Genomic DNA, 26,858 nt, shown 5'->3' with positions numbered 1-26,858 from the left:
CTTAATCAATGCACAAAAAAATGAGGCAACCACCTTCAAAGATGGTTGCCTCATTTTTACACTTGCATCGCTTTCTCTCTCAATGCTCTTCTTAACAACTTACCAGTCGTATTCTTCGGTAATTCTATTAAAAACTCAATGCTTTTCGGCACTTTATATTTCGCTAAATGTAACGTGCAGTAATGCATTAGCTCTTCTTCTGTTACGTTTGCTTGCTTCAAAACGACGTACGCTCGCACAGCTTCTCCTAAGTTTTCATCAGGAACACCGATTACAACAACTTCCGCTACTGATTCGTGCGTATATAATACTTCTTCTACTTCACGAGGGTATACGTTATAACCGCCAACTAAGACGATATCTTTTTTACGATCCACGATATAGAAGTAACCTTCTTCATCCATTTTCGCCAAGTCACCTGTATATAGCCAGCCGTCTTTCAATGTCGCAGCTGTATCTTCTGGTGCATTATAGTATCCTTTCATAACGTTAGGTCCGCGAACAATTAATTCACCGACTGCGCCGACAGGTACTTCTTCCCCAAGTTCATTTACAATTTTATTTTCTACATGCCAAATATTTGTGCCAATCGACCCTGGTTTACGAGGACGATCTAGCGGATTGAAACAAGTAACTGGTGATGCTTCTGATAAACCGTATCCTTCTGAAACAATAACGTTAAAACGTTTTTCAAAGTTTTGCAGAAGAGCAACAGGCATCGATGCACCACCGGAAATACAAAGGCGAAGCGTCTTCACATCTTCTGCGCTTGCTTCTTCAAATAAATATAAATAATTGTACATCGTCGGTACGCCAGCAAAGATCGTTGGTTCGTACGTGCGACAAATACGGAATACTTCTTTCGGACTAAATTTCGGTAACATTAAAATCGTTGCCCCGTTCACAATCGGTGCATTTACCGCAACTGTTAAACAGAATACATGGAACATAGGCAGTGCCGCAACAACGCGGTCATCAGCCGTATATTGTAAATACGACGCCACATCGTTCGCATTACTATATAAATTTTTATGTGTTAACATAGCGCCTTTCGGTTTTCCAGTTGTGCCCGATGTGTATAGAATAACCGCTACATCTTCTTCATCTAGTTCAGGACCTTCGTAAGTTGTATCTCCAGTCCCCACAAAACTAGTAAACGTTTTCATTTTTTCGGTTTCTGTATGGTTAAAATCTGATGAGGTTTCGCATATGATGATGTTTTCTAATGAAGGAAGTCTTGTTGTAAGAGATTGTATAACAGGTAGAAGGACGTCGAGTACGATGATTGTTTTTACATCTCCATTTTGTAAAATATAATGCATTTCGTCTGCTGTATAAATTGGATTAACTGGAATAACAGTTGCTCCGGCTTTCATTGTTCCGTATAAACCGACCAAAAAATGTGGTGAGTTCCCAACAACTAATGCGACATTGTCCCCTTTTCCAATGCCCATTTCTGCTAAATTGCTAGAAAACCTTGTGACCATTTTGTTTAATTGGTCATATGAGACCGACTGATCCATAAATATATAAGCCGGTTTTTCCCCCTTCTTTTTTGCCGTTTCAGCCAAAGATTGAACGAGATTCACAAAAACCCCACCTTTATAAATTTTAGAATATTTAAAAATTCTAAATTAATTATATTAAAAGAAAATTAAAGTAGCAAGTGATATTCTATTAACTGCATATAGACAGATCACCTTCTCTTAGTTTACTTTGGAAAGATAAGGGAATTTTGTTCGCAAGTAATTTATGAAACTAGACCAGAAATCATTTTAGGATAATATGCATTCATCTTTTCTCTAAGTTTATTAAGTTCCTCTTTATTTAACGTCGTATGCTCTCCAAACAAGTTGATCGCGTCCGCTCCATCTGCATGAAAATACACCGTAACATATAATGTCGGTAACCCTGTATTGTCTTCATCTATTGAAAAGACGACATCTGGTGTTTTATTAACAGTGCTGAATGTTTCATTTCTTTTCCACTTCTTATTTTGAAACATGTCTTGTATATCATGTATCTTTCGTTTGTTATCTGTATGCGTAAAATATATAACATTATCTTTCGCTGGCTTTCCGATAGACAAAATTGTACGACTTGAGGGCGATCCACTGTTACACGCTGTCATTCCGACGGCGAAGCTGAGTAATAATACAACGTACATTACCCTTTTCATTTCGATTCGCCTCCTTTTGAATATATATTCCTTTACGAGGGGCAAATGTCCTGTGATTTTATGTTTTGTGGTAAATGAAATTATATGAGCGATTTTTCAGTTATATCAGCGCAACTCAATTTATATCAGCGATTTTTCAGTTATATCGACTTACCGACAAAACCTGACAATCTACGCAAAAAGAAAGAGGCTGCCCGTGATGGCAGCCTCCCTCATTTTTAGAAGAATAAATGTAAGAAATCTTCTGTTGTAATGTTACCGAAGTAGCGTGCGATATCTACGCCTTCTAAAGCTGCAGTGAATGCATCTTTATCGAACTGAACACCTGTTAGACGCTCTTCGATATCATGAACATCTAGTGAACCGAAGAAGTCGCCGTAAACTTTACATTCTGTTACTGTTCCTTTTTTCACTTCAAGACGAACGTCAACTTGTCCAACTGGGAAGCGGTGTGAATGTTGTAAGTTGAACTTCGGTGATTTTCCGTAGTTCCAATCCCAATTTTGGTAACGTTCTTCAGAAAGTTTATGGATCTCTTTCCAATCCTCTTCTGTTAATTCATACGTTGGGATTTCTGTTTCTCCTTCGAAAATTGTTTCTAGAAGAAGTTGTCTAAACTCTTCTGTCGTCATTTCTTCGTTTAGAAACTCTGTAATGTTCGCAACGCGGCTACGGATTGATTTAATACCTTTTGATTGAATCTTATCCATTTTTACTTTTAATGCCGATACGACGTGATCGATTTCAGAATCAAATAGTAACGTACCGTGACTGAACATACGACCTTTCGTTGAGAACTGCGCGTTACCTGAAATTTTTCTACCTTCAGCTAAAATGTCGTTACGACCACTTAGTTCTGCATTTACACCTAATTTACTAAGCGCTTTCGTTACAGGCTCAGTAAATTTTTTGAAGTTGCTGAAACTGTCTCCATCATCTTTTGTAATAAAACTGAAGTTTAAGTTTCCTAAATCATGATATACTGCGCCTCCGCCTGATAGACGACGAACGACATGAATACCTTTTTCTTTTACGTAATCTGCATTAATTTCTTCTACTGTGTTTTGGTTTTTACCAATGATAATCGAAGGCTCATTAATGTAAAACAGTAAATATGTTTCGTTAATATCTAAATTCTTCACACAATATTCTTCAATCGCTAAGTTTATTCTAGGATCTGTAATCCCTTTATTATCAATAAATAACATCGTATCACCTCATGAGTTCCATACGTAACCACTATGCGCTAACGTAATATGGCCACTGAAAATTTGTTTTGCTTCTGTTACTAAATCAGATGGGTTGCCTGTATGCGGTAAGTGCGTTAATAAAAGTTCTTTTACATTTGCATCTTTTGCAATACTTGCTACTTCTGTACTATTCATATGCCCTGCTTTTGCAGCCTCTTGATGTGCATACATATTACACTCACAAATGAAAAGATCAGCATCTTTCGTGAATGGAATGAATTCAGGAATATAACTTGAATCAGCGCTGTATACTACAGCATCATCTCCAGCTGTAATACGCATCGCAAAGCATGTAACAGGATGAACAGTTTTTAAGAACGAAATCGAGAACGGTCCAACTTGAAGTGTTTCTTCTGGATTGTACGCGATTCCTTTCGTATGTGGTTCATGTGTTAAAGAATGGAATCCATTCTCGTCAAACGTATGACCGTATATTGGTAATTCCGGTAGTTGCCTTGTTGTCGCACTCGTAATTAATCTCGCATATTGCAATACCCCAATGTCCGCAACATGATCGTGATGATAGTGTGACAGTACAACTGCATCTATATGAGATGGTGTTATATATTTTTGAAGCTGTGCTAGTACACCACTACCACAGTCTACAAGTAAACGAAAACCATCGTGTTCAAACAAATACCCCGACGTTGCTTCTCCCGCTTCTGGAAAGCCGCCCCAAAAGCCGACAACAGTCATTTTCATATGTATCCATCCTTTCTAAAACCGAGTAGAAATGCATGTTTTACTTACATCCTACATTGTTAACTATAATCCATTTCCTAAACTTTTTCATTAATTTTCAATTTTGTTATAAAACAGTTGTTGACTTTTATTTTTTGTACTAATACAATGATAGTAAGAAATGGAAATGGAGGGATTGACATGATCGATCAACCAATGGAGTTTTTCAGAAATTTACCGACGAAAACTTGCGCACACTGCGGGAAAGAAATTGATGAGCAGCACGAAGCATACCATAATAAATGTGACGATTGCGTTCACGAAGAATAGTAGTTTGTGAACATAAAAAAACCCAGCAGACATAGTCTACTAGGCTAATAACACCTTATCCTTCATCGTTGAACCTTTCACCAAGAGCTCCAGTTCAAACTCATACAATTCTTTTTTTCGATAATTTTTCGTATGGATTTTATCCATCATTAGGTCGACAACTTTTCGGGCCATTTCATCAATTGGCTGTTCAATTGTCGTAATACCTGGTTCTGTAATCTGCGATAATATTTGATTATCAAAACCGATAACAGCAAGATCATCTGGAATGCTCCAGTTATGGCGTTTCGCCTCTGAGATAATTCCAGCTGCTACCTCATCGCCTCCTGCCAAAATCGCGGTAGGATTTTTTTTGTCCTTTAATACTTCATGGAATATTCGTTTTCCATCTTCCCAAGAGAAAGCGTTTTCAAGAAAGTCAATCGCTTCTACTTGGCGGCTCTTCTCAGTTATTGCACGTAAAAAGCCCATTTTTCGCTGCTGGCTAACGACTTTGGTTTCGTTACCACGGCAAAAAATAAGATTACGATATCCTTGATCTAACACATGCTTCGCAGCTATGTATGCTCCTTGCGCATGATCAAACTTCACTGTTGGAATATTTGCTTCCTCAATATATTCATTACACAACACGATTGGACCGTGCTGTAAGTATGGCTCTACATCTTCCCACGGATTTTCTAGTGAACATAGAATAATCCCATCTACTTGTTTCGTAGATAATAATTGTAAATACTCCATCTCTTTTTCCGGTAAATATCTTGTTTGACAAATAATCAGTTTATATTTATGTTCAGAAGCAGCAATCTCGATTGCTTCAATAAATCTACTGAAGAAAGGATTTGTAATCCTTGGAACTAGCACCGCAATTGTTTCCGTTTTTTGTTTACGAAGCCTTCTCGCCGCAGAATTAGGAACGAAGCCTAAATGCTTCATTGCTAATTGAACCCTTTTTTTCTTCTCATCTGAAACATATGGATGATTATTAATCACCCTAGAAACCGTTGTCCTTGATAACCCTGCTAATTTCGCCACGTCCTCTATAGTCGACACGAAATTCTCCCCCTTTGCATGAAAACGTTTTCTTAAATTGATTATATAGTATATTATTGGAAACTGCAATATCGGTTGTTATGATTTTACTATATTAATATTATACATAGGGAAAAGTCTGTTAATGCATGGGCAATATACTGCTTTTAGAAATTTACGTTATGTACATTCCTTTTCTTAATACCATATATCCTTTATTCAATATAAAACCCCATCAATACGTCATCTCCATATGATCCATCTTCATACTTTATTTGCTTTCTTTGTCTTCCTTCTTCTACAAAACCCATACGTTTGTACACTTTAATTGCCCGATCATTAACAGAAACTACACCTAAACAAATTTTTTCTAAACCTTTCTGCCTTTTAGCCCAACTAATAAGAAATTCAATTAATTTCGTGCCGATGCCTTGATTACAATACGCCTCTTTAATCCCCATTCCCATTGTGCCTGCGTGTTGTAACCGTTCTAGTTCATATCGGTTGAAAATTAAAAAGCCAACTACCTTCCCATCTACTTCATACACGATATAAAGATTTCCTTTCTCATTGCTTTTCCGTATCTTTTCTCTTTCTGCATTCATATCATTCGGTAACTTCTTCGGGGATACTATGAAAAACTTTGTAGTATTTTCCGATAATATAATTTCTTTTCTAATGTTCATTATTGCTTCTGCATCAGCCTCTTTTGCTAATCGTATCATTGAATCACCTCGTACTTTTTCTTTTAAAAAATAATATTAAAACTATAAAACGTCCAATATGCAATATTGCATATTGAGAATCTTTTTACTCTTGATACAATATTCATACATCAAAATAAAAGGAATGTATGCAATGAATCCAATCTTAACAGCTGCAAAACAACTATTACATAAAGAAGAAAAGATTTTATCTACTTTAAAATGTTCACTTACTGGCTATATGATTACGCATAAAGTCCCATATCCTGGCATGTTACTTGCTACTAATAAAAGACTTCTCTTTTTTAGCCAATATAAAAACACATTCATTGCCGAATTTGATTATGAAAAAATTCTATCCATAGAAACGAAGAGAAGAATCTTTGACAAAAAAATAATATTTTACTATGAAGATGAATATATAACGCTTGGATACATTACAAGTTCGAATGTTGAAGCGTTCATAGACTTACTACAAAGAAACAGCAAGACTAGCACAGGCTTATAATCAGCGGGGATCCCCTCGCTGATTCATTATTTTAACTCCTCCCACTTCGTCCAAACTTCTCTCCCGTTTATACGGTACATATTATCCTCTCTATCCATAAACCTATGTACAATAAATTCACGTCTAATTGTACAAAAATCATCGTGATATTGTTTTATAAATGTATTCATTTCTTTTTCCGTATATTGATTTTCAGCGTTTAATTTGCTAATTAAATGCTCTAACAATACTAGTTTTTTCTTCTTTTGACCTGGAATCGATTTTAAACGATCCTCTTTATCGAAAAAGTTACGAATGGTCGTATCCCTAAATTTCATGTCACTTTCAGTCATTTTATTGTCCTCCATTAATTTTTATACAACAAAACTTTATTGTTTGTCCTTACTATTCTTCTTCATTCTTTCACTTACAACATCCATAAAGTAATACCCACTAATAAGCACATAGTAAACTACAAGTATTCCTAGTGCATCTTTCATATTTATATATTTTTCTTTATGAAATAAGATAGGTGAAAGGGCGTAAACAAGAAAGATGATTAGCGGATTTAAGATAAAATAATAAGTAAGATTTCCTTTCATCATATCAACTCCTCTATTCTAGTTTTCTCTGTAAATTGTTGTAAATCCTTTTCTTTCGTTTAAACTGCACATGCGATATGGTGAAATTAAGGAGAAGGATGATTATAAATGATATTTCACTCTAAAATTGATAAATTTTTCTTATTCATTATCTTTTTTGCTATTTTTCACCATAGGTGCTTCAACACTGCTTCCTCTCTTATTCGATAATGAAGCTACTACGACAGACGTATATATTCTACTATCTATTTTCTTTGTATCTTCTGGTTTCCTATTATGGAATTCCTTTTCATTTTTACTCCTCTCACCCACACTTTCTTCAAACTGACTTACCACTTTTACATTTGCAACCTATTATTCAAATTAACAAATTAAAAATGGTAAATTATGTTACAATTAACTTATACATACTTTGGAGGGTACATAGTGAAAAAAGCTATTATAGTATTAAGCATTCTATATCTTATTTTAACCGTACATACAGGAGCTGTTCTTTTAGGAAAAGAAGATTATAGAAGTGCTATCAATACATTAAAAGAAACGAAAGAAGTCTCTTCATTTCAATCTGCAAAAGACGGTGTGATTTTATTAAAAGGAGCATTAACTACTGCGCAACCTATTACAGAGGAAAAACTTCAAAATAAAGAATTCGCACTCCTTGAAATTAATACGTATAAACGAAGAAAAGCAAATTGGATAAACATTGATACAGAGCAACATATTGCAAAGCAGCTCTTACTAAATAATGAGGTTCTTCCTGCATTAAAAGAAATTCGTTTTTCGATGGAACCAATTACACTGTCAGGAAAAGATATTTCCATCGAAGATTACTCACTAAAAAAGGATGATACTCAATTAACAATTAAAAGTAAAGGATACCGATACACGGGAATAGAAAACAAATCAGACACTCTTATTTTTGGCATAAAAAAGGGGGATACCCTTGAAGGGTATAGTGGTTCTGAAATTCTAATAGGAAAAACAAAAGAGGAAATTGCTAGTAATATGAAACTATATACTTTTGCTGAAAAATATGGTCCATTTATTTGGATTGTAGCTACAATTATTCTTATAAGTATCGTTATATACTTGTTCCGTAAAAACAGAAAAACAAATGAACTTTCTCAACCAATGAAGTGAAACTTTAATCAGTGGGGGTTTCTTCATCCCCCACTGATTATTAGCCCTCACCAATCGGGCTTTAATGGGCAGTTGATCCCCACCTAACTTCGTTGCTTTCGCTGAATTTTGAGGTGGGGTCTTACTGCCCATCATTAAAGCGGGATAAAACAAAACTAATAAAAAAAGCACCAAAAAGGTGCTTTTATCTACGCTTCAACCGATTGATTTTCAAGCACATTTTTAAATTTTCGTTTGTGCATCAAAGTTAAAGAAACGATTGTTCCAAATGATAATACAACGATAAAAATCATGAGTATTCCTATGTTTTTCCACATGAAGTCAAAGTCTCCACTCGATACGACTGCTTTCAATCCTGATACAGAGTATGTCATCGGTAACCAAGCATTGAATGGTTGTAAAAACTTCGGAATCAATTCTAGTGGGAATGTTCCGGCACTTGTTGTAAGCTGCATAATTAATGTGATGATGGCGATAAAACGGCCTGCATCACCAAATGCTGTTACTAAACATTGAATTAATGCGATAAAGGCTAAACTTGTAATGATGCTAAAGAGTATGAAGTATGGAATGCTTTGTACTTCTACACCTAATCCGAACAGTAATATAACATCTGCTACTATCGCTTGAATAATACCGACCGATAGTAAAACACCGAACTTACTAATAAACCAGCTAAACCCTGATTTTGGAACACCGACTGTATCGCGTAATGGATATACAATTGATAATAGTAATGCCCCAACAAATAAACCGAGTGATAGGAAATACGGCGTAAATCCAGTTCCGTAGTTTGGAACTTCCGCCATTTTCTCCGTCTTCACTTTTACAGGACTTGCAAACATATCATACGTTTTATCCGTCCCTTTTACTTCACCAGTTTTCACTGCCCCTTCGCCAAGTTTCTCAGCAAGTTCACCTGAACCATCGTTTACTTTTACGAGACCATCCGTTACTTTTCCTGATCCGTCTGCTAGTTTATTTACACCGTCGATTAGCTGGGTTGAGCCAGTTGATAATGTACCTAAGCCTGTTGTTACTTGACCGGAGCCGTCTGCTAATTGATTTACTCCACCTGCCATTTGATTTGCTCCTACAGATAATGTTCCTAAACCACCTGTTACTTGGCTTGAACCATCTGCTAATTTGGATACCCCTGCTGATAATGTTCCTAAACCACCTGTTACTTGGTTTGAGCCATCTGCTAATTGATTTACTCCTGCAGATAATTGACCTAATCCATCTGTTACTTTTCCAGAGCCGCTTTGTAATTGCGTTACTCCATCAATTAATTGAACTGATCCATCTTTTAATTTATCAGCACCTATTTTTGCATTATCTAATCCCTCACCAAATCCATGAAACTTACTAACAAATTCATTTTGTGCGTTCGTTAGTTTCTCAACACCACCTGCCAGAGCTTTCATCCCTGCTGGATTTGGTAATTTATTTTGCAATCCATTTGTTGTTTGATGTATTTCGCCCTTTAATTGTTTTACTTCTTCATTTAGTTTATTTGTTCCACCCGCTACTCCGGCAGCCTTTTGCTGAACTGTCACTGTACTTTTTACAGCACTTGTTATGAACGGTTGTAACTGCTCTTGATATTCTTTTGGTAAACTTTCAATTTGCTTTTGTAAATTCGCTACATCTTGTGCTGCAGTTTTAGCATCTCCTACTGTTGATTGCGTAAGTTCATTTAACTGATTTATATTCGCCTCAGCTCCATCTATTTTTTCATTTACTGTATTCAATATAGAAGGAACTTTCGACTGCATTTCCCCTAAGCCTGCAGCAGACTTTTGTACGTTACTATTTAAATCTTGCAATCCCTTTTGAATTTCTTGAGACCCTTTTTCTAATTGACTTCGCCCTTCAACAAGTTTTCCCATACCATTTGATAGATCAGTTGTTCCTGTTTTTAAATCACCGGATTTACTTACTAATTTGTTCAAGCCACCGGTCACTTTCTCAGATCCATCACGCAATTCACCCGTTTTGCTATTTAATGTATTTAAACCTGCTGTTACTTTTCCTGACCCATCTACTAATTTTCCGATACCTGCATTGCTATTTAATACATGTAAACCATCTGTTACTTTTCCTGATCCATCTACTAATTTCCCGATACCTATTTGCATTTCACCGGTTTTGCTATTTAACGTATTTAAACCTGCTGTCACTTTCCCAGATCCATCAAATAGTTTCCCAACTCCATCCTTCATCTCCCCAGATTTCCCTTGAAGTGTATGAAGGCCATCCGTCACTTTACTTGAACCATCATGCAATTCACTTGATCCGTCGTGTAGTTTACTTGCCCCTTCCGCTCCATCTGCTAATCCTTTTGAGACGTCTTTAATAGAATCGAACATTTTCTCTGCATATGTTTTCGTTAACGTGCTTGATACTTCAGTTTTAATCTTTTCAATGGCTGTTCCTCCAATTTGTGAAGATAAGAAGTTTAAACTTTCGTTTGGAATGTACTCTAAGTTTAATGGCTTTGGATTGTCTTTTAGTAACGTTGTAGCGTTACTTGAGAAGTCATCTGGAATGCGCACTAACATGTAATACTTTCTACCTTCTATTCCTTTCTTTGCTTCTTTTTCACTTACGAACTCCCATTTAAAACTTTTATTATCTTTTAAATTATCAACGAGCCCTTTTCCGACCTCAATTGGTTTCCCATCAAATACTGCACCTTTATCTAAATTGACTACTGCAACTGGTAAGTCATCTAACTGTTTATACGGATCCCAAAAGGCCCACAAAAACATCCCTGCATATAAAATCGGTACGAATAAGACCGCAATAATTGGAATTAATATTTTTTTACTTTTTATAATTTCCGTGAACTCTTTCCGAAGTAACTGATTCCCTTTCATAATTTCTCCCCCTTTTATAAAATGACCAAAATGTTCATATAGTCATTTTCACCCAAACAAAAAGGCTATACTTGTTCATACATATGCCTTATCCCCGAATTTATTACTATGCAACTTTTTCTCATTATGATTATATTTTTTCTATATCCCCCCTTAACTTAAATATATGACCACATTGTTCATTCGGTCATTTTTTTATAAAATTAAAAGGATTATCTTAGTTTGACAATCCTTTTAGTAAATAAAGTTCAAATAACTCTGCAATTTTTTCTTTTTCTAGCGGTTCATGATTTTTTTCCCAATCAAAAATAAGCGATACATATAGACGAAGCATAATAAATGCTGTAATTTCTGGATCACATTTGCTAATTTCACCTTTTTCAATCGCAATCTTTAAATACGATTGAATAACAGAAACGATTTCCACATCAACTTGTTGCATAACTTCTTGTACTTCTTTCGTTCCCATATCGCGCTCTTCTTGAATTAATTTAATCATAAGCTGATGTTCTTTTCTAAATTCCAAGATGCTATATAATGCTCTATGTACATTTTCAAAAAATGAAACATCTGAACGAATTGCACTTTCTGCAACTTGCTTCATTTCTGTAATTAAATTAGAAATAATTTCACCAAATAGCTCTTCTTTATTTTTGAAAAAAGTATAAATCGTTCCTTTTCCTACATTCGCTAACTTCGCTACTTGATCCATCGTTGTTGCTTTATAGCCGAACGCTGAAAAAGACTTTGTTGCAGCCTCAATAATAGAACGTTTTCGATCTATTGCCACATCATCACCTCCAAAAATGACCAATTGGATAATATAGTCAATCAGTACATCTTTGATATTACCACACGCTTACATTCTATACAAGTTCTCTTTTTATTATTTCCAGTATAAAAAAATTCCAGTCAGTGTATATCATACTTTCCATAGTTTATCAAAAAGTATACTTGTATGGAAAGCTAGAATATATTCGTAAATAATTGCTGACTAGATCCCACTAGAAATTTAGTAAAATAGACAGTGTTCTTAAAACCAACGGTTTAAGAACACTGCCTTTTATTTTGACATAGAAAGTAATATTTTCTCCATCTCTTTCTTAGTTAGATCATCATCAATTATCTCTTCGTATATCTTTGTATCTCTTGTAAAAATATCATTTACTATGACAATTTGATAATCACTATTCTTACCTTGTGCTGGTACAAACATTTTAAGGCCCCTTAACTTCCCCTCTCCATGAGAAGATTTATTATATACCATTCCTTTCCCATCTAAACTATAACTTTCTAGATTCTCTACCCCAGGCATCATGTAGTGTAGTGGATCCTTACCACCATTAACATTACCATCCATATACATCCTTGACTGGTAAATTGTAAAACCATATTTCCCTTTTGTATATTCTGATTTAATAACTAATTCTATATCTCTTCCAAAATATGAATCAGCCCATTCTCTCTTTAATTCATAACCTTCAGGTATATAAGTTGGCTCCTTAATTTGATACGGTACATGTTCTTTTGCTTCTTCTATAGTATATGTTAAAGACTTCTCCAGCTTATCTCCAAGCGGTTTTAATGTCTTCTCAATAGTAGCTAGTCTTTCTTGATCAGCTTTCTTCAAGCGTTCAGGTTTATATTCCTTTGTATCTCCATCATAATTCTCAGGCACATTTTTCTTAACCATTGCTTTTTTATGAATTTCTTGCGCTTCCTTAAATAATCGAACATACTGCTCAAATTCTTCTTTTGTAAAATTCTTTTCTGCCAAATACAAAAAATCTGTATTCTTTTTATATGACGTTATTGACATCCCCCATTCTCTACTTGCATTCTCCGGTGTACCTAATACTGTTTCTATCGCTTTTTCAAATGCCGCTTTAGATTGCTTTTTTTCTACAACTTTTTCTTTCTGTCTTTCATCTCCCTCAGTTATCCTTGCATTTAATAAAAATCCGCCTGCTATAGCTGCTATAGCAATAACTCCGAGTAAAGAAAGACGATACGATTTCTTTTGGAATTTTTTAATCATAATGATTCTCCTTTTTAGTGTTCGTTTATTTCTACTTAAATTTGCTAGGCTTGGTAATTGATGGGAATAGTGTTCTAAAAGGGTAATAATTGTATGACCGTATGCAATTTGCTCCTCTTTATCTATAAAAGTAAGTGCATATGCATCACAGGCTAATTCTTGATCTTCTCGCATACAAAAATAGGCGTACCAAAGAATTGGATTGAACCAATTTAATATGATTAAACTGTACATAATCCAATTTACAGCTACATCGTTTCTCTTAATATGAGCTAACTCATGGTAAAAGACATATTGTAATTGTTGTTCATTTAATACTTTCATATGTTTTTTTGATAGTAATACTTTCGGGCGAAAGAAACTAAAAACCGTTGGACTTGCAATCTTTCCTGCAAGACGTAATGAAACTGCCTTCTTCATTTTCATAGACTGCTTACAGCGATTAAACACTGTAGTGACCTTTTCGTCCGTAATATCCGGTTGTTTCTTTATGTAAGAATATAAACGTCTATTTGTAAGAAACGTGATGGCTGCTAATATGATTACCCCAGCTAGCCACACATACAAAGCAAGTTTGTATAAAGAAAATGTAGTCTGTTTTTCCGAACTGACTTTTACTTCCGGTTCGCTAGTTTTTGTCACCATTTTAGAATTTGATTCCAATTCCACTTTTCGGTCGCTTTCTATGTTCACTATATTCTCAGTAGCCGGCATATTTTTTGGAATAACTTCCGATACGCTAGAACTATAAGAAAGTAATGAGTAAATGCTATAAGAGCTATCTGGCGACCACGGTAAAAGGAGTCTTATCATTAATACGATCCACAGCATATATTGCCACCGGGGGGTTAATTTATTTCTAAATAGAACTTTTATACATAAAATAAATCCGACTAATATGCTAGCCATAAGTGACGTTTCTATAAGCCAATCAAAAAAATGAGGAAGGTATACATTTATAAGCGTGTTTATCATTTTTATCGATCCTTCCTCTTATTCTCCTCTGTCTTCTCATCTAAAATGCGTTTTAATTCATTAATATCTTCTGAAGATAATTTCTCCTCTTTTAAGAAATTAACAAGTAATGGCTTAAACGCTGCACCGCAAAAACGTTTTAGTAAAGATTTCGTTTCCACTTGCAAATAATTATCTTGTGATACTAACGGGTAATAAGCGTACATACGCCCTTTATCTTGATGGTAAGCAACGGCTTCCTTTTGCACTAATCGATTAATTAATGTGCGGATTGTTTTCGGTTTCCAGTCCATTGCATCTTCCAGTTCTTCTATAATTTCATTAGCTGTTTGCGGAGAATTCGACCAAAGTACTTTCATAATTTCTAATTCCGCTTCAGATATTTTAGGTAATTGATTTGTCATCGTATGTTTCACTCCTAAGTATTACATTTGTAATCTATAATCAAGATTACAAATGTAATACTTAATTGTCAACCATATTTTAGAAAAATTAATTTCAGCTAAACCTTACTTCACAACAACAAAATTTCTCTTTTTCAAATAATCAAATAAAAAAACAAGAAAATCTTTACAATTAATAGTAATATAGAAAATAGACAAGTTTATCAAAACAGTGGAGGCTTTTTCAGTCATGATGCGTGCACTTCGTTTAAATATAAAGCAAGCTTTTTGTAGTCGTATTTCTTTAATTATGATGCTTAGTGGATTCGTTCTTATTTGCATTTATCACTATTATTATGTAATTCGTTATTTAGGAAACGCAGCAAATGGTCCTATATCAACAGATTTAAAATGGATTGGATTTCGCGACAATGAAATGGATGTTTATTTATTATTAATGCCAGTTATTGCGAGTTTCCCCTTTAGTACAAGTTACAATTCGGATAAGTCCGATGGTTTTAAACCGTTTGTGAGTAAGGGGATTTCTATATTTCCTTATTCAGTAGCGAAATATATCGTTACGTTTTTTTGCGGAGGATTTCTTTATACACTTCCATTCATCTTATCGTTATTATTTTGCAAATTAACCATTCCAGACGGAACACCTACGGTTGGTTCAGGCATCATAAATGCTGATGGAATGTTCGCAAACCTATATTTTGATGCGCCTCTCACTTACATTGCTGTATATATCGGAATTAATTTTTTATTTGCAGGTTTAATGGCCCTTTTAGGACTTGCTGCATCTGTATGGTCACAAAAAGACTATATGGCAATTCTCTTTCCATTTGCAGCCGCCTCCATTCCTTACGTCCTGCTAAATACAATACTTCCTTCAATAGGCGGAGCACCTTTTCATTTATATGATCCGAAACAACCATTGCAAGGCATGTCACCATATATTTTAATGACGCAATGTGCTTTCTTCCTTTTCGTTAGCTTACTTATGTATATACAAGGAGTAAAGCGGGATAGAAAAAAATATAAAAGAAGACTGCAAAAAAGAGAGCGGTGTAGAAAAGCGTTTCAAGTATAATAAAACCCTAATTTCCTTACTATATTGGAAATTAGGGTTTATTTACTATTCACTTATGGCGTACCTGCCATCCCCCATAAAATAACGACCGCTACAAAGTAAATCGCTTTAATACCTACAACTAAACATAATGAAACAATTGCATATTTACTTAATTCTCTTCTTGCACCTATTAAAGTGAAAATAACCGCCAAACTAAATGTTATATAAGAAGCTGCTGTATGTATTAAGTTATACGTAATATCTAGATTGCTTGTAAGTCCTGTTATATCAGCTACAAACTGAAGCATGATGATCGTACTAAAAAAAATTGCAAACTGATTCATTACCTTTCCATTTATTTGTAACTGCATTGTTGTCCCCCTTATTAAAAACTAAATATTCAATCAATTTTATCATTAGATTACAAAAAAAGGAATCATCTCTTTATACTATTCTATAACGATGCAAAAAAAGAACGCTTAGTCACCTAAGCGTTCCCCACTTTAAGAAGCCTTCTTCAAATCAATTTGAGCAAGTACTGGGTCGTGGTCACTTACACGTCCGTGTTCTTTCATAATGTTTGAGTTTAAGTGTACTGGGTCTACAATTGTGTGTGGTGCGATATTGTTTGTTACTAAAATATGATCTAACACTTGTGCATTTCCTTCGTGAATGTATGTGTAACGATTCTCTTTCGGCACTGTGTTTAACATATCTTTTAAGATTGTTCCCTCTAGTGTTTTTAGTGGTTTAGAGAATTCGAAATCGTTCATATCACCTAACACAACAACTGGTGCATTTGTATTCTTTTTCTGAATTCCTTGCACGAAATAATTTACTTCTTGTGCTAACTGAATTCGTTTGTCTTCACTCTTTAATACGAGCGGCTGCACTTTTCCAAATGGCGTTGCATCTCCTAGTTTTGAGTTTAAGTGATTTGCAACGACAACAATGTTTTGTCCTTGGAACGTAAATTCTGCCGCTAGCGGTTTACGTGTACTTTCAAACAATGAATTTTCGTCTCCAATACGAACAACATTCTTATCAAGTAACTTCGGTACCGTCGCTAATTTCACGCGTGATGGATTATAGAAGAAGCCGACGCGAATATTCGCTCCTGGTGCTCCTCCATCTTGATTATTGTTTGGAGCGATTTCTACATACTCATACTTCGGTCCACGAATTTCTAGAACTGCATCAATGATACGTTTTGCGCTTAATGACGCATCTGTTGTACCGTCATTAATTGATCCGTTATTATCTTGCATTTCCTCTACACCGATAATATCTGGCATTTTTAAATTGTATTTAATAGAATACGCTAACGCTTTTACTTTTTCATCTGTTGTTTCTTTTTTATTCGCCGAGAAGTTTTCAATGTTATATGTAGCAACCGTTAACTTATCAAGACGTGGCTGAATATTTGCGCCTACTTGCTTAAATCCGCCATCCACTACAGCTGGCAGTTCTGTTATTGGCGAAATACGGAAAGAACCGTAATCATATCCTACTACCCCTGTTATATCTCCAGTGAAAGTATCTCCTACTTTTGCTACATAATCGCGAGGTACTTTTACAGAAAGGCGCTCTGGGTTTAATTGATTTTCATCTAATAGAGGTGTGCCATATTGTGTTACTATTTTATCTCCACCATTTTTTACTGTTACATATAAATTTCCATTTTTCTGAGGTGTAATAATTTTTGGTGTTGGCATCGTAACACGCATACCTTCTATACTTTCATAGAAGTCGATTGCATCTTCATTTGGATCAAATAAACCAAATGCATCATTATCAATAATCTGGTCCGGGATTTTCACACCGTTTTCCCCAAGTACAATCGGTGCTGGCAAAGATTGATCTTTTGCGATTACAGCAACGCGGCTCGCTTTAATTTCAGTCGTCGTTAAGTCTGTTTCAAATCGTTCTGCATATCCTGGTCCAACATATTCTTCTACTACTCCATCAACTTGAATAAGATCTCCTACTGCTACATTCGCATCTTTTTTATATACGTACATACCTTCTGAAGTAGCTGGATCATCATCTGGCTGATTATCTTCTATATAAAAGCCGTTTTTATCAAGCGCTGTGACAACGCCTTCCACATTGTTTACTTTCTTCCCGTTGTAAGGAGACATATGTGATTTCCCTTGAATGTCATGAATACGAACCTGTTCATTATTTACGATAATAAATGAAAATGTCGAAATTGCTGAAGGAGTAAGTCCTTCTTTTTCTGCGATTGCTTTCACTACACTATTTTCATTCACTATAATTTGTCCATTATAACGAACGCTTTTATTAGTAGGATTAGAGCCATCTAACGTATAGTAGATTGTTGCGCCTTCTGTATTCGTCGTTAATGTTACCGCTGTTCCTTTAGCAACTTCTCCACCGTTCGGTGAAGCTACTACATCGCTAACACGGTTTTGTCCTTCACCTTGAAACTTATAAGCTGTTACTGATTTTAGACCTGGGTTACTAAAATATAATTCAAGGGTCCCAGTCAAACTAACTTTCTTCCCGATATTTTCAGGGTGATCTTTTACATTCACTGCCGTTCTCACATCACCTTTCGGTAACTGAACGGGCATGATTTTGTCTGGATTCGTTTCGTTTGGCGAATCTGCAATTGCTACGTTTGTATCATCAAACTTAGCTGGATCCTTCGTATATTTAGAAGAACTTTGCGTATATCCAACAATATATCCTTCTACTACCCCCTTCGTTTTCCCTTGCTGCTTAAATACTTGAATTGCTTTTTCTACTGACATAGAAGCAGTTTCTTCTGCTTGCGCTAAAGTTCCAGTAAATGAAAGCAATAGCAAGAATGATAAAAAGACACTTAACAATTTCTTCACAGCCATTTTCCTCTCTCTATTTCATATTTTCTCAGCATTTCTATCATAACAAATGATTCGTTATATAGAACTATATTTCGACAAATTTTACAAAAGATTTATTTAATTTACAAGCTTTCAAACTATAATACAAAATAATAATTTTACACCTTCTACAAATACACTCTATAATGTTAGAGAGAGAAAACAGAAAATATCGACATTTAATTGGCATGTAAAATGGATTCATTTGAATAGGAGTGATTGGATGGAAGTGCAAACAGAAACATACCGCGCAGCTATGAATGGAACATTAGAACGTCATTTTTCAGATATGATTGCCGTTATACCAACTAGAATTACAATTGAGCAGTTAAAACAGCGACTAGAAACGATCGCTACTAAAGTTGATGATTTAAAAATTGTTTATAGTGATGAGACAAGCCTTATTGTTGAATTACATATGGGTGAAACAGTCATACCGTATGAACTGCATATTGATGAACCGAACGATCCAGAAGGATATAAAATGTACAATAGACAAGATGCTACAATCGTAGATCGTAATTTTGAAGATGCAGCTTTCGGCACTGAAATTTTCACTCGTACCCTATTTGTAGGCGATGTACTGGACTGCTTTTTCCAGCAGTTACAGTTCTTATGGAATCTCTCCCCAGATTTGTTATTTGTAATCGATTCAAGTGCAGCAATGAAAGTGATATCTAGAAGCTATATTGAATATCACGTTGAAAATGAATTATTACCTGACATTCCTGACTTATACGTTATTCATTCCGTTTATGAAGACGATAAAGACGGTGAGCCTACGCAATATTGGTTTCATACACATGGTCTTTTAAGAGCAGGCGTAACTGAAATAGAGTTAATTATTCCAAATCGCATTTCTTCCTACTACGGCATTAGCGATCTCTTTCAAACATTTGCTAATAATGCCGTTGAGAATGGACAAGTCCCTATGAATGAGCCTATCGTTATCGCGCATAGTCAGCAAGGTTCTATACATACAGTCGCTGTTCCGTGGGAAAAAGGATTATCTTATATAGGGCATAAAACGAGTATGGACCAATTATCTTCAATCGAAGATGAGGAAGTGAAACTACAACCAATAGATGCACAAAATACATTCTTAGGCGGAATGGATGCCCGAGATGAATACCATCAATCTCCATCCGTTCTCTTATTCAAATTTAATACTTCAGAAGAATATATTGAAAGTTTTTTCAAAGAACACGAGGAAGCTACAGGGCTCATGTTCTATAAAACAAATAGTGAAACCGATCGTATGGCTTACAATGCGAAAAATACTTTCGGGTATTTCAGCAACATTTTTCACATTGAACAATCAAATGAAGATTTTCGTTTCCTTGCTAAGTTTGGTGTCTCCTACGAAGAAGGAAAAAGTGAACATATGTGGTTTGAAATGCAAAACATTACGGAAGATTTCATTCAAGGAATACTCATTAATGAACCATATTTCATAGAAGATATGAGTGAAGGAAATAGTTATCATTTAGATTTTGATAACTTAACAGAGTGGGTTATTTATGCAGGAGATGCTGTTATAAAGCCAAATAACTTATATATGTTTATTGGCGAATAAGTATTTTATATAATAAACGAAACGCCTTCAATATGATTGAAGGCGTTTCTTATAATTTATTGTGCGATTAATTCAGCATCTATTACTTTCTCCAAATGAGATAATACACGCTTTGCAGCTTCCTCACCTTGATTAATACAGTCTGGAAGTCCAGCGCCAGCATAGGAGCTACCTGCCAAGTATATACCTGGCAACTCTTTCTCCATAAATGTTGTGAGCTGTTTCATTCGCTCGTTATGGCCTACTGTATATTGAGGCATCGCTTCTTTCCAGCGACTTACGATTGTAAACTCTGGATCCTCTGTAATATCCATCGTCTTCTTTAAATCTTCTAGTACGAGCTGAACGAGTTCTTCTTCAGTTTGTTCTACAACCGCTTCATCACCAGCACGTCCAACGTAGCAACGAAGGAGTGTTTTTCCTTCTGGCGTTGTATGCGGCCATTTTTTATGCGTCCACGTACATGCTGTAATGGTGTAATCGCTATTTCGTGATACGACAAATCCTGTACCATTAATATCGCGCTGGATTGCAGACTTTTGGAAAGCAAGTGCCACATTCGCAACGGATGTGGATGGAATATTACGGAAGAAACGAAACTGCTTGTACTGAGCAAACATGGACGGCAATACTTTATGCGAAGTTGCCACTACGATGGCGTCCGCTTCTATTTCTTTTCCGTTACTAAGAGTAATTGTATAACCATCACCCTGTTTTGCAACTTTTTCAATGCGAGTTCCCTTTATTATCGTACCTTCATGCATCTTTGCTTCGAGAGATTTTACGATAAATTCTAAACCTGTTTTCACTGTTTGGAACATTCCCTTTTTCGGTTCAGCTTTCTCTTCTTTCGGAGCGAGCGTACGCATACCGAGTGAAATACTGCGATGTTTCTGCTCAATCTGATACATTTGCGGGAATGTTGACATTAAGCTCATTTCATCAATATCCCCTGCATAAATACCCGATAGTAACGGTTCTATTAAGTTTTCAACCACTTCGTTTCCAAGACGATGTCTGAAAAATTGTCCGAGTGATTGGTCAGATACTGGCTTTGACCTCGGCATTAATAGATCAAAACCAGCTCTTAGTTTACCAATTGGGGAGAACAGCCCGGAAAATAGAAACGGCGTAATTTGCGTTGGAATTCCCATCATTGATCCATTCGGCATTTTATGTAACCGATTGTTTACGAGGATAAATGATTGACCGGCTTGATTATTTACAAGTTCATCGCCAAGACCTAATTCTTTCACTAATCTAGCTGCACTTTCTTTTCGTGCTAAGAAAGAATCCGGTCCGCGCTCAATTGTAAATCCATCTTTTCGAACGGTTTGAATTTTTCCGCCAAGTTTACCCGATGCTTCTATAAGTAATGTATCAATCGGCAAGTTTTTTTCATGAATATTTTTTTGTAAGTTATACATTGCTGTTAATCCAGTGATGCCTCCGCCGACGATCACAACTTTTTTCCTCAAGCAGGCTCCCCCTTTCTTCTTACAGTACAGATTCTTTTTTCTTTAATACAACATCTGTTAAACAATCAATAAATGCGTCCGATGCATTTGGCATTTCTGGACGATAATATTTCGCACCAATTTCATCCGTTACAACTTTACACTCAAAGTCGTTGTCATATAAAACTTCTAAATGTTCCGCAACAAATCCAACTGGTGCATATACGAATGAAGTATAACCGTGCTTTTCATTTAGTTCTCTCGTTAAATCTTGTACATCTGGACCAATCCAAGGATCTGGTGTGTTTCCTGCACTTTGCCAGCCTACTGCATAGTTTGCTACTTCAGCTCCGCGCGCGATATAATCCGCTGTTTCATTTAATTGATCTGGATATGGATCGCCCATTGCAATAATTTTCTCTGGTAAGCTATGTGCAGATACGATTAATACTGCTTTTTCACGCTCTGCATCTGACATACCGTTATATATACCTTTCACTGCATCAACCCAGTACTGGATGAATTTCGGCTCTTTATACCAGCTATCAATGCCGTGAATTGTTAAGTTTCCAAGTTTCTCAGCTTCTTCTTGTGCTCGTCCAACGTATGATTTCACGCTAAACGTAGAATAGTGAGGTGCAAGAACAAGTGCGATTGCATCTTGTATTCCGTCGTTATGCATATCTTTCACCGCATCTTCAATAAACGGTTCAATATGTTTTAAACCAAGATACATATGGTACTCTACTTCATCTTGTACTTCATTTAAACGCTGTTCTAACTTCTTAGCTTGCTCTAATGTAATAGTAGCTAAAGGAGAAATACCACCAATTGCACGGTAACGCTCTGTTAAATCTTCCAGCATTTCAGGACTTGGCTTTCTTCCTCTACGAATATGTGTATAGTAACGTTCAATATCTTCTTCTTTATATGGCGTTCCGTATGCCATTACAAGCAAACCAATTTTCTTTTTCATACAGCAATTCTCCTTTACTTCGCTAACTGCCCTTTAGAGTATTCATGAATAAATGTAGTTAAACGTTTTAATGTATCCGGATTTACTTCTGGGAATACACCGTGACCTAAGTTAAAGATATAACCCGGCTGTTTCATCCCTTGATCTAAAATACCTTTTACATGTTCTTCAATAACAGACCATGGTGCAAGTAAGAATGAAGGGTCCATATTACCTTGTACCGCCTTATGAACGCCACGTGCACGTGCTTCTTCAATCGGTAAGCACCAGTCTAAGCCGACTACATCAAGCGGTAAGTCGTGCCACTCATTCACTAAGTGTGCAGCTCCTACGCCGTGCATAATCATCGGTACACCCATCTTACGAACTTCTGTAAAAATACGCTCCATTGCTGGTTTAATAAATACGCGATAATCTGCTACATTTACTGTTCCAACCCAAGAATCGAAAATTTGAACTGCTTTTGCTCCTGCGTTTATTTGCGCTTTTAAATATGTAATAACCATATCTGCTAGTTTATCCATTAAAGCGAACCAAGCTTTTGGCTCTGCATACATGAACGCTTTCGTATTATGGTAGTTACGAGATGGACCGCCTTCAATCATATAGCTCGCTAATGTAAATGGAGCTCCTGAAAAACCGATTAACGGTACGTCTAACATTTCTGTCGTTAATAAACGAATTGTATCTAGTATGTACGGTACGTCATCTTCTGGATTGATTTCCCCTAGTTTTTCTACGTCTTGTAAAGAACGGATTGGATTATCAATAACTGGGCCAATACCTGATTTAATTTCTACATCCACACCAATTGCAGGTAGTGGTGACATAATATCTTTATAAAGAATTGCTGCGTCTACGTTATATTGATCAACCGGCAATTTTGTAACGTAAGCACATAACTCTGGATTATGTGTAATTTCAAATAAAGAATACTTTTCTTTAATCTTTCTATATTCCGGCTGTGAACGACCTGCTTGACGCATATACCATGCTGGTACATAATCGGTACGTTCCCCCCTACATGCTTTTAAAAATGTCTCATTTATAGTTCTTACCAAGACCCTTGCTCCCTTCCTTACCAATGCTTCGAATACGTTCGATATTTATCTTTTTTTACTATACAGCTTGTAAAAACAAAATGCATAATATTATGTACGTTGTTCATTAAATTGACACAAACATTCTTAAAAACGCTTACTATTTTCACAACATTCTTATTATAACACAGAGAAAAACTATGGTTTAGCTACTTTTGACTTTTCTCCTTCACGATTCGTTTGTGTATTATATGGTACAACGTAAAAGCTCGGTTTTGAAAATATGTTAACGAACTTTTCCTCATATTCCCCAGCACCATTTACAGTGCTAACATGTGTATGAATTCCGTTCTCCACTCTATAGATTCGGTACATAATTCTGTTATCTGGAAGTGGCGTCCAACTTAATTTTGCTTTAAATAAACCGAAAGGGCTAAATGATAGTTTCATTTTTACATCTTCAATTTTGCGCAGTCGAATCGGAGCGCCGATTGTTTCCACACCTTCAGGCTTCATAAACTTCTCTTTATGTTCTACATTAGCCTTCGTTAAAATTTTCTTAAACAATTTTGTCGCAGATGCACTTTCTCCTTGCAACTGATGCTCCTTATCCGTACGGTCATAACCAATCCAAACAGCGCCTACTAAGTTAGGTGTATAGCCGACGAACCACATATCTCTTGCTCCCTTATCGTCATTTGGCAATGAAGTTGTACCCGTTTTTCCAGCTAACGCACCGTTATATACACCAGCTCTCGCTGTTCCTTCCTTCACAACTCCTTCTAACATTTTCGTCATATACCATGCTGTCTGCTTCGAGAAGATTTTCGTCTCTACTTTTGGAGATTCCCCAATGACTGCACCGTGTCTATTTAATACTTTATCAATAACGTGCGGCTCAATAATATTTCCATTTGCTAAAAATGAACGATACATTTTTACAAGATCAAATGTTGAAACGCCATTTTTTAGTCCCCCAAGCGCTGTACTTAAACCAGCATCTGCAATATGGACATTTCCTTTTTCTAAATATTGCTTTCCTTCTTCTACCCCTAACTCATTTAATAAAGAAACTGCCGGTACGTTTGCCGACTCTAAAATCGCATCATACATCGTCATTTCTTTTGAATACTCATGATTATAATTTCGAGGTTCATACCCTTCAAAAGAATTTCTTTCATTCGTTAATAAAGAATACGGATTATACTTTTTCGTTTCTAGTGCTGGTGCATAAACGATAAGTGGTTTTAAAACAGATCCGGGCTGCCTTTTGGCAAAAACACGATTAAATCCTCTCGGGACGTACTTTCTTCCCCCAATCGCCGCTTTAATCCCTCCCGTACGATTATCCATTAATAAGAAAGCACCTTGCGCCCCTTCTTCTTTCCCAGGAAAATTCCTTGCATCTTGAAACTGGTTATATGCTACCTTTTGAATCTTTTCATCCATAGGTACGACAAACGTATATCCTCCGCGAAGTACTTCTTGATGAGACAACCCGTATAAACGAGCGGCTTCATCTATGACCATATCAATATACGGCATATATGCAAGCTCATTCTCATCTAAATTTTTATATAGAGCAATTGTCTTCCCTTGATAACGAACGCTTTCTTCTGCAGTCAAATAGCCTTGTTTATGCATAAGTGACAATACTAGACCGCGGCGTTCCTTACTCTTCTCTGCAGAATAGTACGGTGAATATCCGTTTGGTGACTTCGGAAGGCCTGCAAGCATTGCCCCTTCCTCTACTGTTAAATCCTCAACATTTTTATTAAAATACAACTTTGCTGCCGCTTGAATACCGTAAGCCCCATGACCAAAATAAATATGATTCATATACATTTCAAGAATTTGTTGCTTCGTATATTTTTGCTCTAATTGAAGAGAAATTGCGACTTCCTTCAATTTGCGCGTAAATGTTTTTTCACGAGTTAAAAAGACGTTTTTAGCGAGTTGCTGCGTAATGGTACTACCGCCCTCTACCTTCTCTCTAGCTAACGTATCTTTATAAAGAGCACGGAATATAGACGGATAATCAATCCCTTGATGCTCATAAAAACGAGAATCTTCCACCGCAACAAACGCCTGCTGCACATACTTCGGAATTTGCTCGATCGGTACGAGGTCTCTATTTTCTACGTATAATTTCGTAATTTCTTTCCCTTTCTGGTCAACGATACGTGATGAAGAGTGGAAAACGAGCTGCTTTTCATCCATCATATAGCCACCAGCTAACACGATAAGTTTATAGAGTACAATCGCTACTACGAACGTTGCGACGCCGCCTAATAAAGTCCACTTTACTTTCTTCATACATCGTCCTTCTTTCCAAATGATGGTACATTTATTATTTGAAAAAGAAGTATCTTTATGTATATAATCTTCGAAGTTTTTTAAGAGAGTTGATATAATAGAAACAAACTAGTAAGGGGGCATTAAAATGAAGGCTATTATTTCATACGAAACACCTCTAGAACAAGCACATTTCACTGCAAAAAATGATGAAAAAAATATGTTTTATAAAGAAAATACAGAAGAATCTGTAGAAGGTTCACTTCAGTATGACGTACTAGATGCTGTCGGCGAATTTAAAGGACAACCTGGCTATATCGTTTGTAACAACATTTCTGTAACAGACGAAGGTCGCCCTGTATTTGAAAACCGCTTTAAAAACCGCGCAGGCCTTATCGAAAACGAACCAGGATTCCAAGCGATCCGTGTTCTACGTCCATTAAGTAACGATACATATGTCATCTTAACGATGTGGGAAACAGAGCAAAACTTTAAAGACTGGACAGAATCACGTTCATTCGAAAACGCTCATAAAAAACGTCCCACGCAAGCAGAAGGAACACCTCAGGCTCAAGCGCATCCACATGCGGAACAGCAAAAGAGTATTTTCTCTCGCCCTTCTTTTGTGACTACTTTTGATGTGTTAGTTTAATTTTTTTGAGTTTGGAGTTCGGAAACCGCGGTATGTGAAATTATATCGGCGATTTTTCGAATTTATCGGCGCAACTCGAATTATATCAGCGTTTCTTCGAATTTATCGGCGCAACTCGAATTATATCAGCGTTTTTCTGAATTTATCGGCGCAACTCGAATTATATCAGCGTTTCTTCGAATATATCAGCGCAACTCGAATTATATCAGCGTT

General features: G+C 36.0%; 25 protein-coding genes. 6 read left to right on the top strand and 19 right to left on the bottom strand.

The window, feature by feature from the left end:
• Window positions 1-56 precede the first annotated feature (56 nt).
• The 4 genes from QO049_RS14830 to QO049_RS14815 all read right to left on the bottom strand — a co-directional run bounded on the left by QO049_RS14830 (window position 57) and on the right by QO049_RS14815 (window position 4,131).
• Window positions 57-1,589 carry a fatty acid--CoA ligase family protein gene (locus tag QO049_RS14830; RefSeq protein WP_001055200.1) on the bottom strand — a complete coding sequence of 511 codons (1,533 nt, stop codon included), beginning with the start codon at window positions 1,587-1,589 and terminating at the stop codon, window positions 57-59.
• Between the two features lie 161 nt (window positions 1,590-1,750).
• Window positions 1,751-2,179: a hypothetical protein gene (locus QO049_RS14825; RefSeq protein WP_065704640.1), complete on the bottom strand. Its 429-nt coding sequence runs from the start codon at window positions 2,177-2,179 to the stop codon at window positions 1,751-1,753.
• A 218-nt stretch (window positions 2,180-2,397) separates the two neighbouring features.
• Window positions 2,398-3,387, bottom strand: coding sequence for a lipoate--protein ligase (gene lplA / locus QO049_RS14820; RefSeq protein ID WP_000897282.1), 990 nt, complete (start codon window positions 3,385-3,387; stop codon window positions 2,398-2,400).
• Between the two features lie 9 nt (window positions 3,388-3,396).
• Window positions 3,397-4,131, bottom strand: a complete 735-nt coding sequence (locus QO049_RS14815; protein WP_000784690.1) for an MBL fold metallo-hydrolase — start codon at window positions 4,129-4,131, stop codon at window positions 3,397-3,399.
• A 180-nt stretch (window positions 4,132-4,311) separates the two neighbouring features.
• Between QO049_RS14815 and yhfH the strand changes: the two genes are divergently transcribed.
• A complete protein-coding gene (yhfH, locus tag QO049_RS14810) occupies window positions 4,312-4,440 on the top strand; it encodes a protein YhfH (RefSeq protein ID WP_000567010.1) in 129 nt (42 codons plus the stop codon).
• A 39-nt stretch (window positions 4,441-4,479) separates the two neighbouring features.
• Here yhfH and QO049_RS14805 read toward each other — a convergent pair whose 3' ends face one another.
• Both QO049_RS14805 and QO049_RS14800 read right to left on the bottom strand, forming a co-directional pair.
• The gene (locus tag QO049_RS14805) at window positions 4,480-5,493 is read right to left on the bottom strand and encodes a LacI family DNA-binding transcriptional regulator (protein ID WP_246962286.1); all 1,014 of its coding nucleotides are present in this window, start codon (window positions 5,491-5,493) and stop codon (window positions 4,480-4,482) included.
• A gap of 194 nt (window positions 5,494-5,687) precedes the next feature.
• On the bottom strand, window positions 5,688-6,197 hold the full coding sequence (locus QO049_RS14800) for a GNAT family N-acetyltransferase (protein ID WP_097855559.1): 510 nt from the start codon (window positions 6,195-6,197) through the stop codon (window positions 5,688-5,690).
• 133 nt (window positions 6,198-6,330) lie between these two features.
• On the opposite strand from QO049_RS14800, the gene QO049_RS14795 reads away from it, so the two are divergent.
• On the top strand, window positions 6,331-6,684 hold the full coding sequence (locus QO049_RS14795; RefSeq protein WP_001068217.1) for a PH domain-containing protein: 354 nt from the start codon (window positions 6,331-6,333) through the stop codon (window positions 6,682-6,684).
• Between the two features lie 26 nt (window positions 6,685-6,710).
• Here the strand turns inward: QO049_RS14795 and QO049_RS14790 are convergent, their stop codons facing one another.
• The 3 genes from QO049_RS14790 to QO049_RS14780 form a co-directional block, all read right to left on the bottom strand.
• Entirely contained in the window at window positions 6,711-7,016 is a 306-nt protein-coding gene (locus QO049_RS14790) for a DUF2087 domain-containing protein (RefSeq protein WP_140337692.1), read from the bottom strand.
• Window positions 7,017-7,052: 36 nt separating this feature from the next.
• On the bottom strand, window positions 7,053-7,268 hold the full coding sequence (locus tag QO049_RS14785; protein ID WP_001988614.1) for a hypothetical protein: 216 nt from the start codon (window positions 7,266-7,268) through the stop codon (window positions 7,053-7,055).
• A 138-nt stretch (window positions 7,269-7,406) separates the two neighbouring features.
• On the bottom strand, window positions 7,407-7,601 hold the full coding sequence (locus tag QO049_RS14780) for a hypothetical protein (RefSeq protein ID WP_042890589.1): 195 nt from the start codon (window positions 7,599-7,601) through the stop codon (window positions 7,407-7,409).
• A gap of 51 nt (window positions 7,602-7,652) precedes the next feature.
• Here QO049_RS14780 and QO049_RS14775 point away from each other — a divergent pair, with 51 nt between their 5' ends.
• The gene (locus tag QO049_RS14775) at window positions 7,653-8,405 is read left to right on the top strand and encodes a hypothetical protein (RefSeq protein WP_003283506.1); all 753 of its coding nucleotides are present in this window, start codon (window positions 7,653-7,655) and stop codon (window positions 8,403-8,405) included.
• Window positions 8,406-8,593: 188 nt separating this feature from the next.
• On the opposite strand, the gene QO049_RS14770 is transcribed toward QO049_RS14775, so the two are convergent.
• The 4 genes from QO049_RS14770 to QO049_RS14755 all read right to left on the bottom strand — a co-directional run bounded on the left by QO049_RS14770 (window position 8,594) and on the right by QO049_RS14755 (window position 14,704).
• The gene (locus QO049_RS14770) at window positions 8,594-11,287 is read right to left on the bottom strand and encodes a YhgE/Pip domain-containing protein (protein ID WP_246962284.1); all 2,694 of its coding nucleotides are present in this window, start codon (window positions 11,285-11,287) and stop codon (window positions 8,594-8,596) included.
• Between the two features lie 217 nt (window positions 11,288-11,504).
• On the bottom strand, window positions 11,505-12,077 hold the full coding sequence (locus tag QO049_RS14765) for a TetR/AcrR family transcriptional regulator (RefSeq protein ID WP_000963381.1): 573 nt from the start codon (window positions 12,075-12,077) through the stop codon (window positions 11,505-11,507).
• 273 nt (window positions 12,078-12,350) lie between these two features.
• Entirely contained in the window at window positions 12,351-14,300 is a 1,950-nt protein-coding gene (locus tag QO049_RS14760; RefSeq protein WP_246962282.1) for a M56 family metallopeptidase, read from the bottom strand.
• A gap of 2 nt (window positions 14,301-14,302) precedes the next feature.
• A complete protein-coding gene (locus QO049_RS14755) occupies window positions 14,303-14,704 on the bottom strand; it encodes a BlaI/MecI/CopY family transcriptional regulator (RefSeq protein WP_048568194.1) in 402 nt (133 codons plus the stop codon).
• 229 nt (window positions 14,705-14,933) lie between these two features.
• Here QO049_RS14755 and QO049_RS14750 point away from each other — a divergent pair, with 229 nt between their 5' ends.
• Window positions 14,934-15,779, top strand: a complete 846-nt coding sequence (locus tag QO049_RS14750; protein ID WP_000984174.1) for a hypothetical protein — start codon at window positions 14,934-14,936, stop codon at window positions 15,777-15,779.
• A gap of 53 nt (window positions 15,780-15,832) precedes the next feature.
• Here the strand turns inward: QO049_RS14750 and QO049_RS14745 are convergent, their stop codons facing one another.
• Window positions 15,833-16,132 carry a hypothetical protein gene (locus QO049_RS14745; RefSeq protein ID WP_246962280.1) on the bottom strand — a complete coding sequence of 100 codons (300 nt, stop codon included), beginning with the start codon at window positions 16,130-16,132 and terminating at the stop codon, window positions 15,833-15,835.
• A 132-nt stretch (window positions 16,133-16,264) separates the two neighbouring features.
• Entirely contained in the window at window positions 16,265-18,631 is a 2,367-nt protein-coding gene (locus tag QO049_RS14740; RefSeq protein ID WP_284489316.1) for a DUF6359 domain-containing protein, read from the bottom strand.
• 241 nt (window positions 18,632-18,872) lie between these two features.
• Here QO049_RS14740 and QO049_RS14735 point away from each other — a divergent pair, with 241 nt between their 5' ends.
• Entirely contained in the window at window positions 18,873-20,225 is a 1,353-nt protein-coding gene (locus QO049_RS14735; protein ID WP_097796474.1) for a DUF4026 domain-containing protein, read from the top strand.
• Window positions 20,226-20,281: 56 nt separating this feature from the next.
• Here the strand turns inward: QO049_RS14735 and hemY are convergent, their stop codons facing one another.
• From hemY to QO049_RS14715, 4 genes are all read right to left on the bottom strand, one after another.
• Window positions 20,282-21,703, bottom strand: a complete 1,422-nt coding sequence (gene hemY / locus QO049_RS14730; RefSeq protein WP_246962276.1) for a protoporphyrinogen oxidase — start codon at window positions 21,701-21,703, stop codon at window positions 20,282-20,284.
• 19 nt (window positions 21,704-21,722) lie between these two features.
• The gene (gene hemH / locus QO049_RS14725; RefSeq protein WP_000726800.1) at window positions 21,723-22,658 is read right to left on the bottom strand and encodes a ferrochelatase; all 936 of its coding nucleotides are present in this window, start codon (window positions 22,656-22,658) and stop codon (window positions 21,723-21,725) included.
• Between the two features lie 14 nt (window positions 22,659-22,672).
• Entirely contained in the window at window positions 22,673-23,719 is a 1,047-nt protein-coding gene (gene hemE / locus QO049_RS14720; RefSeq protein ID WP_284489315.1) for a uroporphyrinogen decarboxylase, read from the bottom strand.
• Window positions 23,720-23,896: 177 nt separating this feature from the next.
• Window positions 23,897-26,014, bottom strand: coding sequence for a transglycosylase domain-containing protein (locus tag QO049_RS14715; RefSeq protein ID WP_246962268.1), 2,118 nt, complete (start codon window positions 26,012-26,014; stop codon window positions 23,897-23,899).
• Window positions 26,015-26,141: 127 nt separating this feature from the next.
• Between QO049_RS14715 and hmoB the strand changes: the two genes are divergently transcribed.
• Window positions 26,142-26,645 carry a heme-degrading monooxygenase HmoB gene (hmoB, locus tag QO049_RS14710; protein ID WP_000644065.1) on the top strand — a complete coding sequence of 168 codons (504 nt, stop codon included), beginning with the start codon at window positions 26,142-26,144 and terminating at the stop codon, window positions 26,643-26,645.
• Window positions 26,646-26,858 lie beyond the last annotated feature (213 nt).

Source organism: Bacillus sp. RB3, from assembly GCF_030164735.1.
Lineage (GTDB): Bacteria > Bacillota > Bacilli > Bacillales > Bacillaceae_G > Bacillus_A > Bacillus_A cereus.
Note: the sequence above shows the minus strand (reverse complement) of the source record. Positions and strands in the feature narration are given on the sequence as shown.

Excerpts from the sequence above, each read along its gene's own strand:
- QO049_RS14795 (WP_001068217.1), top strand. The coding sequence starts at position 6,331 with ATGAATCCAATCTTAACAGCTGCAAAACAACTATTACATAAAGAAGAA.
- QO049_RS14815 (WP_000784690.1), bottom strand. The coding sequence starts at position 4,131 with ATGAAAATGACTGTTGTCGGCTTTTGGGGCGGCTTTCCAGAAGCGGGA.
- QO049_RS14760 (WP_246962282.1), bottom strand. The coding sequence starts at position 14,300 with ATGATAAACACGCTTATAAATGTATACCTTCCTCATTTTTTTGATTGG.
- QO049_RS14745 (WP_246962280.1), bottom strand. The coding sequence starts at position 16,132 with ATGCAGTTACAAATAAATGGAAAGGTAATGAATCAGTTTGCAATTTTT.
- hemH (WP_000726800.1), bottom strand. The coding sequence starts at position 22,658 with ATGAAAAAGAAAATTGGTTTGCTTGTAATGGCATACGGAACGCCATAT.
- QO049_RS14800 (WP_097855559.1), bottom strand. The coding sequence starts at position 6,197 with ATGATACGATTAGCAAAAGAGGCTGATGCAGAAGCAATAATGAACATT.
- QO049_RS14785 (WP_001988614.1), bottom strand. The coding sequence starts at position 7,268 with ATGATGAAAGGAAATCTTACTTATTATTTTATCTTAAATCCGCTAATC.
- QO049_RS14750 (WP_000984174.1), top strand. The coding sequence starts at position 14,934 with ATGATGCGTGCACTTCGTTTAAATATAAAGCAAGCTTTTTGTAGTCGT.
- QO049_RS14755 (WP_048568194.1), bottom strand. The coding sequence starts at position 14,704 with ATGACAAATCAATTACCTAAAATATCTGAAGCGGAATTAGAAATTATG.
- lplA (WP_000897282.1), bottom strand. The coding sequence starts at position 3,387 with ATGTTATTTATTGATAATAAAGGGATTACAGATCCTAGAATAAACTTA.
- QO049_RS14770 (WP_246962284.1), bottom strand. The coding sequence starts at position 11,287 with ATGAAAGGGAATCAGTTACTTCGGAAAGAGTTCACGGAAATTATAAAA.
- QO049_RS14825 (WP_065704640.1), bottom strand. The coding sequence starts at position 2,179 with ATGAAAAGGGTAATGTACGTTGTATTATTACTCAGCTTCGCCGTCGGA.
- yhfH (WP_000567010.1), top strand. The coding sequence starts at position 4,312 with ATGATCGATCAACCAATGGAGTTTTTCAGAAATTTACCGACGAAAACT.
- QO049_RS14775 (WP_003283506.1), top strand. The coding sequence starts at position 7,653 with ATGTTACAATTAACTTATACATACTTTGGAGGGTACATAGTGAAAAAA.
- QO049_RS14735 (WP_097796474.1), top strand. The coding sequence starts at position 18,873 with ATGGAAGTGCAAACAGAAACATACCGCGCAGCTATGAATGGAACATTA.
- QO049_RS14715 (WP_246962268.1), bottom strand. The coding sequence starts at position 26,014 with ATGAAGAAAGTAAAGTGGACTTTATTAGGCGGCGTCGCAACGTTCGTA.
- QO049_RS14740 (WP_284489316.1), bottom strand. The coding sequence starts at position 18,631 with ATGGCTGTGAAGAAATTGTTAAGTGTCTTTTTATCATTCTTGCTATTG.
- QO049_RS14790 (WP_140337692.1), bottom strand. The coding sequence starts at position 7,016 with ATGACTGAAAGTGACATGAAATTTAGGGATACGACCATTCGTAACTTT.
- hmoB (WP_000644065.1), top strand. The coding sequence starts at position 26,142 with ATGAAGGCTATTATTTCATACGAAACACCTCTAGAACAAGCACATTTC.